We start from the raw sequence: 15,613 nt of genomic DNA, 5'->3' as shown, positions 1-15,613 counted from the left end.
TCATGGACACCTGCTCGCAGTACACGCTTGCTGCGTCGGCTCGCCAAGGCGCACGGCAAGAGGCTGCTGGTCGGACGCGGACTCCCGCAGCCGCAGGTAGCGCGGAAAACGCGGCAACCCGTTCACGGTCAGGCCGTTGTAGCGGTAGGTGACCAGGCTGCCGGGCGGCGGCGGTGCGGCGCGGTCGGCGTCGCTCAGGCCGCTGCCGAGACGGAAGCGGGCGCCATCGTCACGCTCCACCAGCAGGGCGCCGACCTGTCCGGCGTATTTGCCGCGGCCTGGGATGTGCGCGACCACGCGGGCTTCGGCGTCATCGTGGGGCTTCAGTTTGAGCAGTCCGGGGTTGCGGCCGGCGAAGTAGTGCGCGTCGCGGTGGTGGAGCATCAGGCCTTCGCCGCCGACCGCGAACACTGCCGTCAGGCGAGCATGCAGCTGGGCATGGTCGGAGACCCGTGACTGCGCCACGGGCCGGAGCCAGGGCGAGGCATCCGGGCCCGCGAGCGCACGCATGGCTTCCACCCGCTCCCCGAAGCGGCCGCCATGCGCGGGCAGGTCGAAGACCACGAAGCGCATCCCGCGCCAGGCCGCGTCGTCGGCCGGCGGATTGCGCACCATGCTGCTGGTGGCCTCGAAGCGGCCGCGGCCCATCCAGAGTTCGCCGTCCATGGGAAGCGCCGGCCAGCCCGCGGTGAACCAGGCCGGCGCGTCCACAGGCAGGCCGCCTCGCGTCCACAGGCGCCGCCCGTCCCAGCGGCCGCGCACGCCGTCGAGCTTCTCGCTGATCCAGTACTCCTCGATGGGGTGGGGCACGCCGACCGCATCGACGGCCATCGGCGCGGCATGCATCAGCCCCGCCGGCTGCGCGCAGGCGGCTGATGACAGGAATGCCAGCGCGGACGCGCAGGCGCATGCAAGTGTGCTGCGGCGGAGCACGCCTGCCGCGATGGCTGGACGCCTGGTCATGGCTCTCGTCCCACGTTCCGGAAAGACGAGCCAGCCTCGCGCGGCACAGGGATGGCGCGTATCGGGGCCGCGGCCGGTCGGGCGTCGGCATGTTCCGCGTCCGATCGCCGGAACGTGGCGGGAGTTCCGGCGTGATCGCAGCGGATCGGCGATCATCGGCCCGTGCAGATGCGATTGAAGCCATGACCCCCCGCTATCGTTTCGGGCGCTATCAGCTGGACACGGCCACGCGCGAACTGCTGCGCGACGGTGTGCCGGTGGCGCTGCAGGCGCGGGTGTTCGAATGCCTGCTGTGCCTGATCGAGCATCGCGACCGCGCGGTGCCGCGCGACGAGCTGGTCGAGGCGGTGTTCCGTCGTGCCGACGTGTCCGATGCCCAGCTGGGCCAGGTGATGGTGCGCACCCGGCGCGCGGTCGGCGATGACGGCCAGGCCCAGCACACGGTGCGCACGGTGCCGCGCTACGGCTTCCGCTGGGTGGCGCCGGTGGAGGTGGACGAGGATGGTGAAGCCGCGCTGCCGGGCGAGGTCGCCCCTGCGTCGATGCCAATCGGTCCGCCATTGCCGCCAGCCGGGACGCTGTCGCCGGCCGCGCCGCCGTCGCGGCTCGCGGAACCCTGGCCCGATGGCGTACGGCCCTCGTGGCCGGGAAAGCGCGCCGCCATCGCCATCGCGGCCCTGGTGCTCATCCTGCTCGTCGCGGCTGCGGCGTGGTGGAGCGCACGCCAGCATCTGCCGACCGACGCGCCCGATGCCGCGGCGGCCGACGCGGGTGCCGTCGCCGGCCAGGACGCGCTGCTGGTCCTGCCCACCCGCGTGGACGGCGGCGAGGACGTCGCCTGGGTGCGCCTGGGCCTCATGGACTACCTCGGCGACCGCCTGCGGCGCGGCGGGCTGGCGGTCCTGTCCAGCGAGTCGGCCCTGGCCGCGCACGCGCGCGGGGTGGTGGACAGGCCGGAGCTGTTCCGGGGGACCCTGGGGCGCGGCTGGCTGCTGGAAAGCGAGGCCGTGCGCGAGGGCGCTTCCTGGCGCGTGCGCCTGGCGGCGCGCGATGGCGGGGGCGTGGTCCACGCCGCGACCGGCGCGGCCGACGACCTGCTCGAAGCCGCGAGGCTGGCGGCCGACCGGCTTGCGCCCCGCCTGGGCGGGACCGCGCCGGACGGCACCGACGCCCCCGGCCTGGCCGAGCGGCTGCAGCGCGCCCGCGCCGCGATGCTGGCCGATGAGATCGACGCCGCGCGCGCCATCCTGCTGGCTGCGCCGGAGCTGCAGCGTGCGCAGCCGAGGCTGCAGTACCAGCTGGCGCGGGTGGACTTCCGCGCCGGCGACCACGAGCGCGGGCTGGCGCGCCTGGACCGGTTGCTGGACGCGGATGCCGCGTCCGAGCCGGTGTTCCGCGCCCAGGTGCTCAATGCGCGCGGCGCGATGCTGGTCCGGCTGGAGCGGCTGGACGAGGCCGAGGCCACCTACGATGCCGCCGCCGCCGAGGCCGCGGAGCATCCTGCCGAACTGGGGCAAGCACTCAGCGGTCGCGCCGTGGTGCACGCCATGAACGGGCGCTTCGACCCCGCGCTGGCCGACTTCGGCCGTGCCCGGGTGGCGTTGCAGCGCACCGGCGACGCCCTGGCCGTGGCCCGGATCGACGCCAACCTGGGCATCCTGGAGGCCGACCGCGGCCGGCCGGCGCAGGCCCTGCCTTTCCTGGATGAAGCCGAGCAGGCGTTCTCGGCCATGGGGGCGGTGAACGAGCTGGCCACGGTGCTGGTCGCCCGCACCGGCGCGGAACTCCGGCTGCTTCGCGTCGGGCAGGCGCTGGCGGCGGGGGAACGTGCCCTGGCACTGCGCGATCGCGTGGCCGATCCGGCGCAGGCGGCGGCGCTGGTGCAGGCGCGGAGCGGAGCCCTGCGGCTCGCCGGGCGGCTCGAAGAGGCGGCCGCCCTGGCGGAGGTCCGTGGCCCGCCGGGTCCGGGGCTGACACCGCGGCTGGAGGCGGCGGTGGGCGACGCCGCGCTCGCGCTCGCCCGCGACCGGCCGGACGAAGCCCTGGCCGTGGCCGACCGGGCCCTGGCCGAGGTTCCGGCCGGCGTCCAGCCCGAAGCGCGGGCCTGGCTGCTGCTGCGCCGCGAGCAGGCCGCGCTGCGCCTCGACCGGCCGCTGCGCGCGGCGGCGGACGCCGACCTCGGGACCTTCGTGCCCGATCGGCTGCGGCGGGCGCTGCGCCTGCGCCAGGCCGGGCGCCCGGCCGCCGAGGTCGACGCCGCCTTCGCCGATGCGCTGTCGCTGGCCGAGCGCGAAGGCGTTCCGGCGGATATCGCCGAGGTGGTGCTGGCGTATGCCGACTGGTTGCTGCGGGAGGGGCGGCAAGCGGAGGCGGCCGCCCTGGCCGGGCGCGTGGCCGTCTGGTCGCCCGCGGTCCCGGCCCTGGCCGGGCTGCAGGCGCGGGTGGCCGCCGCGGCCGACGGCGATCACGAATCCGACGCAAGTGATTGATTGCAAGCGTGATCGTCATGCAACAGTCATGCATCTGGAGTGTCGCGGGGACAGAGCGGATCCGAAGGTCGGGGAACACACCCCAGCAAGACGAGGATCCGTACGTGAAGTCGAACCTGCTTTTCCGTGGTGCCCTTGCAGCGGCGCTCGCCTGCGGCCTGGGCGCGGGCGCCCAGGCCGCCGAACCACTCACGCTGAACCTGCTGCGGGGCGGCGAAGTGGTCGCCGCGCCCGTGGTCTCCGGCGCGCTCGCCTATGTCCCGACCGGGCGGGTCATCGCCACGTGGGACTACGCCCGGCCCGAACGCCCGCTGCGGCTGGAGACCTCCGACGCCGTCGGCGGCCCCATCAACGGCCTCGTGCGCGTGGGCGACCACCTCTATGCCAGCTGGCGCGCCTACAACGGCCGCAGCGGCATCGCCACCTGGTCGCTGGCCGATCCCAGGGCACCGCGCCTGGTCAGCGACGGGGACTACATCGAAAGCGACCGCACCCTGCGCGCCCTCGGCCTGACCGCGGCCAACGGCCACCTCTACCTGTTCGACGACGGCCATGGCCTGCTGGTGGGCAGCCTCGACGATCCGGAGGCGCCGGCGTTCACCTCCAGCGGCATCGCGAGCCTGCCGGCGCTGTTCAACGACCTGTCGGTCCACGGCGACACCCTCCATGCACGGGGCCGGAACTTCATGGGCAACAGCGTCTACGCCCTTTATGACGTGTCCGAGCCCGGGGCCCCCGCGCTGCTGTCCAGCCGCAGCCTGAACGGCCTCGACACCTTCCGCATCATCAGCGGTCCCGAAACCTCGATCGGCATCGGCAACGACCTGACGGTCTTCGACGTGGCCGCCGGCATGGCCACGCGCGGCGTGATCCAGATTCCGCCGGCGAGTTCCGGCGCCCGCCTGGGCGACCATGTGTACAGCTTCGGCCACGGCGCCGGCATGGGCATCTGGAACGTGGCCGATCCCGATGCGCCCGCGGCGGTGGGGCAGTCGAAGATCGACGGCTTCGGCGGGCGGCACGCGGTGCCGCTGGACGGGCAGGGTCTGCTGCTGCAGACCCGCACCGACCTGATGCACGCGCTCGATGTCAGCCGGCCCGACGATCCGCAGCTGGTCGCGACCGGCTGGCTCCCCGGCGGCACCTACGCCGTGGATGCGGCGATCCACGACGGCATGCCGGTGCTGCTGCAGGCGAACTACGGCCTGACGGTCAACGATCCCGATTCGCTGGCCCCGCTGGCGCGGGTGGAGGCCGACCTGCCGAAGCTGCTGGAGGCCCGCAGCTTCGAAGGCATGGCGCTGTCCGGCGACACCGCCTGGCTGGCGGCCTGGGGCTACGGCCTGGTGGCCGTGGACCTGGCGGCCCAGGGCGGGCCGAAGGAGGTCGGCCAGCTGGAGTACAAGTTCGCCTCGACCATCGCCGTGGACGGCCAGCGCGCCTGGGTGGGCCGCTGGACCAACGGCGGCGGCCTGGCCACGGTGGACATCAGCAACCCCGCGGCCCCGGTCATGGGCGCGCAGATCACGCTTGCCAACCGGCCCTACCGCCTGCATGCCGGCGGCGGCTACCTGTACCTGGCGCACGGCGCCACGACGAATGCCCCGGACCGCGGTGGCATGGTGGTCTACGACGTATCGGGCAACGGCGCGCCGCAGCGGCTGGCCCATGTCGACGACGGCTGCGGTTCGGGCTTCGACCTGGCCGTGGACGACGCCATGGCGCTGGCCTACCTGGCCTGCAAGGACGGCGTGCGCATCATCGACATCGCCGAACCGGGGGCGCCGGAGGTGATCGGCCACTACGCCACCGCGGGCGACGGCGGCGACTACACCCGCGTGGCCCAGTCGGGCGAACTGGCCTGGTTCGCGGATTCCGCGGGCCTGCACGAGCTCGATGTCAGCGATCCCACCAGCCCCGTGCTGCGCAGGCTGACGCCGCTGGGCGGCACCGCGCCGCAGCGCCTGCTGGCCACCGAGGAGCAGCGCCTGCTGGCCCTGGGCGGGACCACCGGCGTGCACGTGCTCGGCCCGGATGCGCGCCTGCTGCGCTCCCGGGAGGCGGTCACCGGCCTGTCCGGCGACGAGGGCGACGCGTTCCTGTTCGCGGTCCGGGTGCCGGCCGGCGTGCGCAACCTGACGGTGCTCACGGCCGGGGGCAGCGGCCAGCTGCGCCTGGAATCGCGGTACCAGGCGGTGCCGGAGGACGGCGTCGCGGACGGCTCGGCGGACGGGCGGGGCCTGCGCATCCAGAGCCCCGAGCCGGGCCTGCACTACATCCGCGCCACCGGCCTGGAAGACTTCAGCGGGGTCAGCCTGCACGCGGTGTTCTAGGGACGCGGAGGGCGGCATCCGGCCCCGCCGGGTGCCGCTATACTGCGGCGATTGCGGCCTCCGGGCCGCATTCCCGCTGCAATCCTCCGTTCACCGACCGCCGCCACGGCCCGCCCGTGCGCCGCCGAGGCCACCGACCGCCGCATGCGCCTGTCCACGATCAAGCTCTCCGGATTCAAGTCCTTCGTCGACCCGACCACCCTGCACCTGCCGACCAACATGACCGGCGTGGTCGGCCCCAACGGCTGCGGCAAGTCGAACATCATCGACGCCGTGCGCTGGGTGATGGGCGAGAGCTCGGCCAGCCGCCTGCGCGGCGATTCGCTGACCGACGTGATCTTCTCCGGCTCGACTGCGCGCAAGCCGGTGTCGCAGGCGACGGTGGAGCTGATCTTCGACAACAGCGACCACACCGTCAGCGGCGAGTTCGCGGCCTTCAACGAGATCTCGGTCAAGCGCCTGGTCTCGCGCGACGGCCAGAGCAGCTACTACCTCAACGGCGCCAAGTGCCGCCGCCGCGACATCACCGACCTGTTCCTGGGCACCGGCCTGGGGCCGCGCAGCTACTCGATCATCGAGCAGGGCATGATCAGCCAGATCATCGAAGCGCGGCCCGAGGAGCTGCGCGTGTACCTGGAGGAGGCCGCCGGCATCTCCAAGTACAAGGAGCGCCGCAAGGAAACCGAGACCCGCATCCGCCACACCCGCGAGAACCTGGACCGCCTCAACGACCTGCGCGAGGAGGTCGGCAAGCAGCTCACCCACCTCGCGCGCCAGGCGCGTCAGGCCGAGCAGTACACCGCCATCCAGGAAGAGCGCCGGGTGCGCGACGCCGAGTGGAAGGCGCTGGAGTACCGCGCACTGGATACGAAGCTGTCGCGGCTGCGCGAGGGGCTTGCGCAGGAAGAAACCCGCCTGCAGCAGCTGATCGCCGAGCAGCGCGAGGCCGAGCGTGCCCTGGAAGAGGGCCGGGTGAAGCGCGAGGAAGCCATGGACGCGCTCAGCCGCGCCCAGGCCGCCGGCTACGAGGTCGGCGGCACCCTGGCCCGCATCGAGCAGCAGATCGCCCACCAGCGCGAGCTCTCGCAGCGCCTGCTGCGTGCCCGCGAGGAGGCCGAGGAGGCCATCGCCGAACTCGCCCGCGACATCGGCAGCGACGAGGAGCGGCTGGCGATCCTGGAGGAGTCGATCGGCGAGGCCGAGCCCGCGCTGGAGGCCCTGCGCGAAAGCGACGAGACCCGCCAGGACGCGCTGCGCGAGGCCGAGGCCGCGCTGGCCGACTGGCAGGAGCGCTGGGACGCGCACAGCCGCGAGGCCGGCGAAGCCGCGCGCGCGGCCGACGTCGAGCGCACCCGCGTGGATTACCTCGACCGCCAGTCGCTGGAAGCCGACCGTCGCCGCGAGGCGCTGGGGGCCGAGCGCTCGGGACTGGACCTGGAGGCGCTGTCCGAGGCCTTCGCCGGCGTCGCCGAGGAGCACGAGACGCAGAAGCTGGCGCTGGACGGGCTCAACGAAGGCCTGGAGGCGCGCAAGCAGGCCGCGCTCGACCTGCAGGACCAGCAGCGCGCCGCGCAGCAGGAGATCTCCGACGTCCGCAAGCAGGCGCAGGAGGCCCGCGGCCGCCTGTCCTCGCTGGAGACGCTGCAGCACGCGGCGCTCGGCCAGGAGCAGGGCGCGGCGATGGCCTGGCTGCGCCAGCGCGGCCTGGATTCGGCGACCCGCGTCGGCGAGGCGCTGGAGGTCGAGGCCGGCTGGGAGAACGCGGTCGAGGGCGCGCTCGGGCAGATGATCGAAGGCGTGCTGGTCGACAGCCCGGAGACGCTGGTGGAGGCGCTGGCCGATCTCGGCGAGGGGCGCATCGCGCTGGTGTCGTCCGAGCGCGGCGAGGCCGGTTTCGCACCGACCTCGCTGGCCGAGCGCGTGCGCGGTCCGCTGGCGATCCGCCGCCTGCTGTCGCGCCTGCACGTGGCCGACTCCCTGGCCGAGGCGCGCGAACTGCAGGCGCGGCTCGCGCCCGGCGATTCCGTCATCACCCGCGACGGCGAGCGCCTGGGCGCCGGCTGGCTGCGGGTGCTGCGCTCCGGTGCCGCGCGCCAGGGCGCGCTGCTGCGCGAGCGCGAGATCCAGGGCCTGCGCGAGTGGATCGAGCAGCTGCAGGCGCGCGAGGGTGAACTGGAAGAAGCGCTGGCCAACGGCCGCGAGCGCCTGCTGGCGGCCGAGCAGGCGCGCGAGGACGCGCAGCGCCAGCTCTACCACGCCCACCGCAGCGTGTCGGAGTTGGCCGGCCGCCTGCAGGGCCAGCAGGGCCGCCTGGATGCCGCCCGCAACCGCATCGAACGCATCGACGCCGAGCTCGCGCAGTTGCGCGAATCCATCACCGGCAGCGGCGAGCAGGCGCGCGAGTCGCGCGGCCGGCTGGAGGAGGCCGTGGCGCGCATGGCCGAGCTGGAGGAGTCGCGCCGGGCGCTGGAAGCCGAGCGCGCGCGCTTCGCCACGGCGCGCGACGAGGCCCGCGCCGCCGCCCGCGAATCGCGCGAGCAGGCGCACGCGCTGGCGCTGCAGCTGGAGACCCAGCGCACCCAGGCCACCGCCCTGCGCCAGGCCCTGCAGCGCATGGGCAGCCAGCGCGGCCAGCTCGACAGCCGCCTGGGCGAGATCAGCACCCAGCTGGCCTCGGGCGACAGCCCGGTGGACGCGCTGGAAGAACAGCGCCAGGCCGCGCTCGCCGAACGCGTGCGCGCCGAACAGGTGCTGGCGCAGGCGCGCAGCGCGCTCGACGGCGTCGACGCCGGCCTGCGCGAGCACGAGCAGGTGCGCCACCAGCGCGACGAGCAGGCGCTGGCCCAGCGCGAGGCCATCGCCCAGCGCCGCCTCGATCAGCAGGCGCTGGCGATCCATGCCGAGCAGCTCACCACGGGCATCACCGAGGCCGGCTTCGTGCTGGACGAGGTCGTCGCCGGCCTGGCGGAGGACGCGAACGCCGAGGCCTGGGGCCGCATGGTCACCGACTTCGACGCCAAGCTGCGCCGGCTGGAGCCGGTCAACCTGGCCGCGATCCAGGAACATGCCGAGGCCGCGCAGCGCAAGGAGTACCTGGACAGCCAGGACGCCGACCTCAACGCCGCGTTGGAGACCCTGGAAGACGCCATCCGCAAGATCGACCGCGAGACCCGCGGCCGCTTCAAGGACACCTTCGACCGGGTCAACTCCGGCGTGCAGGAGATCTATCCGCGCCTGTTCGGCGGCGGCCACGCCTACCTGGAGCTCACCGGCGAGGACCTGCTCGACACCGGCGTCGCGATCATGGCGCGCCCGCCGGGCAAGCGCGTGTCCAACATCTCGCTGCTGTCGGGCGGCGAGAAGGCGATGACCGCGGTGGCGCTGGTGTTCGCGATCTTCCAGCTCAATCCCGCGCCGTTCTGCCTGCTCGACGAGGTCGACGCGCCGCTGGACGAGGCCAACGTCGGCCGCTTCAGCGCGATGGTCACCGAGATGAGCGAGAAGGTGCAGTTCCTGTTCGTCACCCACAACAAGGCGACGATGGAGGCCGCGAAGCAGCTTTCGGGCGTTACCATGCGCGAGCCCGGCGTGAGCCGGCTGGTGTCGGTCGACCTTGCGGAAGCCGCGCGCCTGGCCGGCGCCGCCTGAACCCTGCGAACCCTTTCAGACGGAGAGCACGATGAGCGACACCTGGCTGCTGCGGATCGGAATCCTGGTCGTGGGCGCGCTGCTGTTCGCGGCCATCTGGTATTTCGGCACCCGCCCGCGCAGCCCGCAGGGCCGCCGCGTGCCGGCGAAGTCGGCGTCGCCCGCGCGCGAGGAGCGCATGGAGCCCACCCTGGGCGCGCAGCTCGAGCGCGAACTGGGCGAAGGCGAGGGCGGTGAGTCTGCCGGCGAAGAGGCCGTGCAGGCGGAGATGGAGCTGCTCGACGGCGCCGTGGGCGGCACCGCCGGCGCCACCGTCAGCCAGTACGGGCAGCGCGTCAGCGACGAGTTCGACAAGATCGTGACCCTGTACATCGCCGCGCGCGCCGGCAACGTGCTGCGCGGCCCCGACATCGTGGTCGCCGCCGAGAAGGCCGGCCTGACCTACGGCCACCTCAACGTATTCCACCGCCTGGTCAACGGCCATCCCGAGCGCGGCCCGGTGTTCAGCGTGGCCAACATCCGCAAGCCGGGCAGCTTCGACATGGCCGAAATCCAGTCGCTGGAAACCCCGGCGATCGCCTTCTTCCTGACCCTGCCGGCGCCGGTGCCGGCGCTCGAGGCCTGGGACGCGATGCTGCCCACCGCCGAGCGCATGGCCGACCTGCTCGAGGGCGTGCTGCTCGACGAGCACCGCAATGCGCTCGGCCGCCAGCGCATCGCCCACCTGCGCGAAGAGCTGCGCACCTACGACCGCGAGCGCGACGTACCGATCACCCGCAGCCCGAGCTGGTAAGCCAGCTCCCGCGGGAGCTGGCCCTACAATCCACCGATGCCCCAGACCGCCCCGCAGCGCGCCGCCGAACTGCGCCGCCTGATCGACGACGCCAACCACCGCTACCACGTGCTCGACGAGCCGGCGATCCCGGACGCCGAGTACGACCGGCTGCTGCGCGAGCTCGCGGCGCTGGAAGCCGCCGATCCGTCCCTGTTGACCCCGGATTCGCCGACGCTGCGCGTGGGCGACGCGCCCTCGGGCAAGTTCGCCGCCGTGCAGCACGCGGTGCCGATGCTGTCGCTGGGCAACGCCTTCAGCGACGAAGAGGTCGCCGAGTTCGTCGCCCGCATCGTGCGCGAGACCGGCGAGGACGCGCCGGTGTTCTCGGTCGAGCCCAAGTTCGACGGCCTGGCGATCAGCCTGCGCTACGAGGACGGCCTGTTCGTGCGCGGCGCGACCCGCGGCGACGGCGCCACCGGCGAAGACGTCACCGCCAACCTGCGCACGGTGAAGGCGATCCCGCTGCGCCTGCGCGACCCCGACGGCGCCGGCGTGCCCGCGGTGCTCGAGGTCCGCGGCGAGGTCTACATGCCGCGCGCGGGCTTCGAGGCGTACAACGCCTGGGCGCTGGCGCACGGCGCCAAGCCCATGGCCAACCCGCGCAACGGCGCGGCCGGCTCGCTGCGCCAGCTCGATCCCGCGGTCACCGCGAAGCGGCCGCTGGCCTTCTTCGCCTATTCGCTGGGCGAAGTCGTGGGCGCGCGCCTGCCCGCGACGCATTCCGAGGCGCTGGCCTGGCTGCGCAGCCTGGGCCTGCCGGTGTCGCCGCTGGTGGAATGCGCGACCGGCCTCGACGGCGTGCTCGATTACTACCGCCGCATCGGCGCCGCCCGCGACGCGCTGCCCTACGACATCGACGGCGTGGTCTACAAGCTCGACAGCCACGAGCTGCAGGCCGACCTCGGCTTCGTCTCGCGCGCGCCGCGCTGGGCGATCGCGCACAAGTTCCCGGCGCAGGAAGAGGCCACGGTCGTCGAGTCGATCGAGGTCAACGTCGGCCGCACCGGTGCCGTGACCCCGTGGGTGCTGATGCAGCCGGTGCACGTGGGCGGCGTGACCGTCACCCGCGCCACCCTGCACAACGCCGACCAGGTCGCGCGTCTGGACGTGCGCGTGGGGGACTCGGTCATCGTGCGCCGCGCCGGCGACGTGATCCCGGAGGTGGTGCGGGTGATCCCCGAACGCCGCCCCGAAGGCACCACGCCGTGGCGGATGCCGGAGCGCTGCCCGGCCTGCGGCTCCGAGATCGTGCGCGAGGCCGGCGAGGTGGTGGCGCGCTGCAGCGGCGAACTGGTCTGCCCGGCGCAGCGCGTGCAGGGCCTGTTCCACTTCGCCTCGCGCCGCGCCATGGACATCGAGGGCCTGGGCGAGCGCCTGATCCAGGCCCTGGTCGATTTCGGCCAGGTGCAGAGCATCGCCGACCTGTACCGGCTGGGCGTGGACGACTTCGTCGAGATGAAGCGCCGCGCCGACGAACGCGACGGCACTACGCCGGAAACGGTCAAGGCCGGCAAGGTCGCGACGAAATGGGCGGAGAACCTGGTGGCGGCGATCGAGCGCAGCCGCGAGGCCACGCTCGAGCGCTTCCTGTTCGCGCTCGGCATCGAGCACGTGGGCGAAAGCACGGCCAAGGCGCTGGCGGCGTGGTTCGGCGACCTCGACCGCATCCGTCGCGCGCCCTGGCCGCTGTTCAAGCGCGTGCCCGACATCGGCGACGAGGTGGCGCGGGCGCTGGGCCACTTCCTCGACCAGCCGGGCAACCAGGCGGTGATCGACGCGCTGCTGGCTGCAGGCGTGCGCATCACCGATGCGCATCCGCCGTCGCCGAAGCTCCGGGAAGGACTGACGCTGGCGCAGTTGCTGGCCGACCTCGGCATCCCGAAGCTGACGCCGCTGCGCGCGAAGCAGCTGGCGGACGCCTTTCCCGACGCCGCGACCCTGCTCGACCAGGAGCCCCACAACTTCGTGATCGCGGGGCTGCCGGACGAAGCTGCCGCGTCGATCGCCGGATGGCTGTCGGACGACGCCAACGCGCGCCTGCTGCTGGCCGCTGCGACGATGCAGGCCGAACTGCTGGCCGCGCTGCCCGAAGGCGAGGCCGCCGCGGGGCCGCTCGACGGCGTCACCGTGGTCATCACCGGCACCCTGGAATCGATGGGCCGCGACGAGGCGAAGGCGAAGCTCGAAGCCCTGGGCGCCAAGGTCTCCGGCAGCGTGTCGAAGAAGACCGGCTTCCTGGTCGCAGGTGCCGAGGCCGGCTCCAAGCTCGCGAAGGCCACCGAACTCGGCATCGAAGTCTGGGACGAGGCGCGGCTGCTGGCTTTTCTCGAGGCGCAGTCGTGACCGCCGCGCGCGAAGGCGCGGGACAGGGCGCCAGGGGCCAGGCTGCTGGCCGCTTGGCGGCGCTGCGGCTCCGCGCGCGCCTCAACCGCCTGGTGCGCGACTTCTTCGACGCCCGCGGCGTGCTCGAGGTCGAGACTCCGGTGATGTCGCGCGCCGGCAACACCGAGCCCAACATCGCCTCCTTCACGGTCGAGTTCGGCGGCCGCTGCGAGGGCGCGCCGCGCACGCGCTGGCTGCGCACCTCGGCCGAGTACCCGATGAAGCGCCTGCTCGCCGAAGGCATCGGCGACTGCTATGAACTGGGTCGCGTCTTCCGCGACGGCGAGGCCGGCGGCCGCCACAACCCCGAATTCACCATGCTCGAGTGGTACCGCGTCGATTGGACGCTGGAACCGCTGGTCGACGAGACCGCGGAGCTGGTGCGTGCCGCGCTGGCCATGGTCGGCCGCGACGCGACGCTGCGCAAGGCCAGCTACCGCGAGGTCTACCGCGAGGCCCTGGGCCTCGATCCGCACACCGCGCCCATCGCCGAGCTGCAGGCCGCCTTCGCCGGAGACATCGATCCCGAAGGCCTGACCCGCGACGACTGGCTGGACCTGCTGATGACCCACCGCATCCAGCCGGCCTTCCCGCCGGACCAGCTGCTGGCGATGCGCGACTATCCCGCCACCCAGTGCGCACTGGCGAAGCTGGCGCGCCGCGGCGACATCGACGTGGCCGAGCGCTTCGAGCTCTACCTCGGTCCGCTGGAGCTGGCCAACGGCTACCACGAGCTGACCGATGCCGCCGAGCAGCGCGCTCGCTTCCAGCGCGACCACGCGCTGCGCCGCGGGCGTGCCAGCGTCCTGCCTCCGATCGACGAAGCGCTGCTGGACGCGCTCGCCGCCGGCATGCCGGATTGTGCCGGGGTCGCGCTCGGCATCGACCGCCTGCTGATGGCGATGCTCGGCACCGGCGCGATCGCCGATGTGCTCGCCTACGACTTCGACCGCGCCTGAACCCATCGCAGGCGCCGGCAGCCTCCCGCATGGACCCCCATCCCGCCCTGCCTGGAATCGACGCATGACCGACACCATCGACTACGCCCGCTACGACCGCGTCCGCCCCATCCGCTGGACAGGCGACGCGCTCGAACTGCTGGACCAGCGCAAGCTGCCCTTCGCCACCGAGTACGTCACCTGCAGCGACAGCGACGCCGTCGCCGGGGCGATCCACGCGCTCGCGGTGCGTGGCGCCCCGGCCATCGGCATCGCCGCGGCCTGGGGTGCGGTGCTGGCCGCGCGTGACATCGATGCCGAGGATGCGGCGCAGGCCGCCGGACTGATCGAGCCGGCGCTGCAGCGCCTCAACGCCGCGCGCCCCACCGCCGTGAACCTGGCCTGGGCGCTGGCACGGATGCGTGCGGCGCTGCTGCGTGCGCAGGCGGGCGAGGGCAGCGACTGGCGCGCCGCGCTCGAGGCCGAGGCGCGCGCGATCGAAACCGAGGATCTTGCCGCCAACCACGCCATGGGCGTGCTCGGCGCTTCGCTGATCGAAGCGGGCAGCGGCGTGCTGACCCACTGCAATACCGGCTCGCTGGCCACCGCCGGCTTCGGCACCGCGCTGGGTGTGATCCGCGCGGGCGTGGCGCAGGGCCGCGTCGACCGCGTCTACGCCGGCGAGACCCGGCCCTGGAACCAGGGCGCCCGGCTCACCGTGTGGGAGCTGCAGGAAGACGGCATCGACACCACCCTGATCGCCGACGCTGCCGCCTCGCACCTGATGAAGGGCGGCAAGGTCCAGTGGGTGGTGGTCGGCGCCGACCGCATCTGCGCCAACGGCGACGTGGCCAACAAGATCGGCACCTACCAGCTGGCCATCGCCGCGCGCCACCACGGTGTGAGGTTCATGGTCGTGGCGCCGTCGTCGACGGTCGACATGGGCACCGCCTCGGGCGAGCTGATCGAGATCGAGGAGCGCGATCCCGCCGAGCTGCTGGCCAGTGGCGGCAGCCGCACGGTGGCCGAGGGCGTGCAGGCCTGGAACCCGGTGTTCGATGTCACGCCGGCGGGACTGATCGACGCGATCGTGACCGAGAAGGGCATCGTCGAGCATCCGGATGCCGCGTCGATGCGGGTGCTGTTCGGCGGCTGAGATCGCGGTTCAGGCCAGCGCCGCCCGCTGCCATCTGAAGTCCGGATGCAGCACGCCGAGCATTGCGCCGATCGTGGCCGAGGGCAGCAGCGCGAAGGCCAGGAATTGCAGTGCCTGCAGGCCGTCCACCGCCAGGTGCGCCGACAGCAGCTGGGCCGTCGTCATCCAGGCCGTGTGCACGCCCATGCAGGCCCAGACATTGCCGGTCAGTGCGCGTACGTAGCCCAGGATCAGCCCGAGGCAGGGGATGAACATCCACTGCTGCGCGGAGTCGAGCGCTCCGACGGTCCACGCGAAGCCGGTGAACAGCGCCGCCTGCAGCAGCAGGGCGATCCACTGCGCGGCCCGGCGCGCGACCAGGCCCTGCACATAGCCGCGCAGCGCCAGCTCTTCCGGAAAGGCCTCGAGCAGGAATACCCCGAGCACCAGCGGCGGGATCGCCGTCAGCATCGCGCCGGGCGATGAAAGCAGGCTGATCGAACTCCATCCCAGCAGGACGCAGACCGCGGCACCGGCCAGCGCCGGCAGCAACCAGAGCGTTGCGCCGAGGAGGAAGGCGCGGAGGTTGGCGACGAAGGCGTGGTGCCCGGCGTCGCTCCAGCGCAGCCGGTCGCAGCGGAGCAGCAGTGCGACCACGGCAAGCACCGCGGCGGAGATGAGGGCGCCCTGCAGGAGGTGCGTCGCCGGGTTGTGGGCGGCGCCGAAGAGCAGGAGGGTGCCGCGCCAGATGCCGAAGAGGGCGGCCATGGCGATGGCCAGGCGCAGGGCAAGCGTGCTCCAGGACATGCGGTGGCTCCGTGAGGTCGGGGATGGCTCGATTGTGCTGGAGGCGGCTGCGGATTCGTAGCGGCAGGCGTCATGGATCCGCT

The 15,613-nt window shown here is 73.1% G+C and carries 9 protein-coding genes; 7 read left to right on the top strand and 2 right to left on the bottom strand.

Features of this window, described 5'->3' with window-relative positions; translation table 11 throughout:
• Complete coding sequence (locus tag E2170_RS07390; protein WP_243708082.1) at positions 1 to 963, bottom strand: DNA ligase; 963 nt, start codon at positions 961 to 963, stop codon at positions 1 to 3.
• A 182-nt stretch (positions 964 to 1,145) separates the two neighbouring features.
• On the opposite strand from E2170_RS07390, the gene E2170_RS07385 reads away from it, so the two are divergent.
• The 7 genes from E2170_RS07385 (at position 1,146) to mtnA (ending at position 14,744) form a co-directional block, all read left to right on the top strand.
• Complete coding sequence (locus tag E2170_RS07385; RefSeq protein ID WP_165942190.1) at positions 1,146 to 3,452, top strand: winged helix-turn-helix domain-containing protein; 2,307 nt, start codon at positions 1,146 to 1,148, stop codon at positions 3,450 to 3,452.
• A gap of 104 nt (positions 3,453 to 3,556) precedes the next feature.
• A complete protein-coding gene (locus tag E2170_RS07380; protein WP_165942189.1) occupies positions 3,557 to 5,785 on the top strand; it encodes an LVIVD repeat-containing protein in 2,229 nt (742 codons plus the stop codon).
• 144 nt (positions 5,786 to 5,929) lie between these two features.
• Positions 5,930 to 9,433, top strand: a complete 3,504-nt coding sequence (gene smc, locus E2170_RS07375; protein ID WP_132999912.1) for a chromosome segregation protein SMC — start codon at positions 5,930 to 5,932, stop codon at positions 9,431 to 9,433.
• A 31-nt stretch (positions 9,434 to 9,464) separates the two neighbouring features.
• Positions 9,465 to 10,226, top strand: a complete 762-nt coding sequence (zipA, locus tag E2170_RS07370; protein WP_132999911.1) for a cell division protein ZipA — start codon at positions 9,465 to 9,467, stop codon at positions 10,224 to 10,226.
• 36 nt (positions 10,227 to 10,262) lie between these two features.
• Complete coding sequence (gene ligA / locus E2170_RS07365) at positions 10,263 to 12,611, top strand: NAD-dependent DNA ligase LigA (protein WP_132999910.1); 2,349 nt, start codon at positions 10,263 to 10,265, stop codon at positions 12,609 to 12,611.
• Positions 12,608 to 13,609 (top strand): EF-P lysine aminoacylase EpmA, encoded by a 1,002-nt coding sequence (gene epmA, locus E2170_RS07360; protein ID WP_132999909.1) that lies wholly within the window; start codon positions 12,608 to 12,610, stop codon positions 13,607 to 13,609. Before ligA ends, epmA begins: the two co-directional genes overlap by 4 nt.
• A gap of 64 nt (positions 13,610 to 13,673) precedes the next feature.
• A complete protein-coding gene (gene mtnA, locus E2170_RS07355; RefSeq protein ID WP_132999908.1) occupies positions 13,674 to 14,744 on the top strand; it encodes an S-methyl-5-thioribose-1-phosphate isomerase in 1,071 nt (356 codons plus the stop codon).
• Between the two features lie 9 nt (positions 14,745 to 14,753).
• Here the strand turns inward: mtnA and E2170_RS07350 are convergent, their stop codons facing one another.
• A complete protein-coding gene (locus E2170_RS07350; RefSeq protein WP_132999907.1) occupies positions 14,754 to 15,530 on the bottom strand; it encodes a CPBP family intramembrane glutamic endopeptidase in 777 nt (258 codons plus the stop codon).
• Between the last annotated feature and the right edge of the window lie 83 nt (positions 15,531 to 15,613).

The sequence above is a fragment of the Luteimonas arsenica genome (assembly GCF_004352825.1).
Lineage (GTDB): Bacteria > Pseudomonadota > Gammaproteobacteria > Xanthomonadales > Xanthomonadaceae > Luteimonas > Luteimonas arsenica.
The sequence above is the reverse complement of the archived record's forward strand: the minus strand, read 5'-3'. Positions and strand labels throughout refer to the sequence as shown.

What these genes read in the sequence shown, in the direction of transcription:
- E2170_RS07390 (WP_243708082.1), bottom strand. Translation starts at nt 963, where the DNA reads ATGACCAGGCGTCCAGCCATCGCGGCAGGCGTGCTCCGCCGCAGCACA.
- E2170_RS07385 (WP_165942190.1), top strand. Translation starts at nt 1,146, where the DNA reads ATGACCCCCCGCTATCGTTTCGGGCGCTATCAGCTGGACACGGCCACG.
- smc (WP_132999912.1), top strand. Translation starts at nt 5,930, where the DNA reads ATGCGCCTGTCCACGATCAAGCTCTCCGGATTCAAGTCCTTCGTCGAC.
- zipA (WP_132999911.1), top strand. Translation starts at nt 9,465, where the DNA reads ATGAGCGACACCTGGCTGCTGCGGATCGGAATCCTGGTCGTGGGCGCG.
- ligA (WP_132999910.1), top strand. Translation starts at nt 10,263, where the DNA reads ATGCCCCAGACCGCCCCGCAGCGCGCCGCCGAACTGCGCCGCCTGATC.
- mtnA (WP_132999908.1), top strand. Translation starts at nt 13,674, where the DNA reads ATGACCGACACCATCGACTACGCCCGCTACGACCGCGTCCGCCCCATC.
- E2170_RS07350 (WP_132999907.1), bottom strand. Translation starts at nt 15,530, where the DNA reads ATGTCCTGGAGCACGCTTGCCCTGCGCCTGGCCATCGCCATGGCCGCC.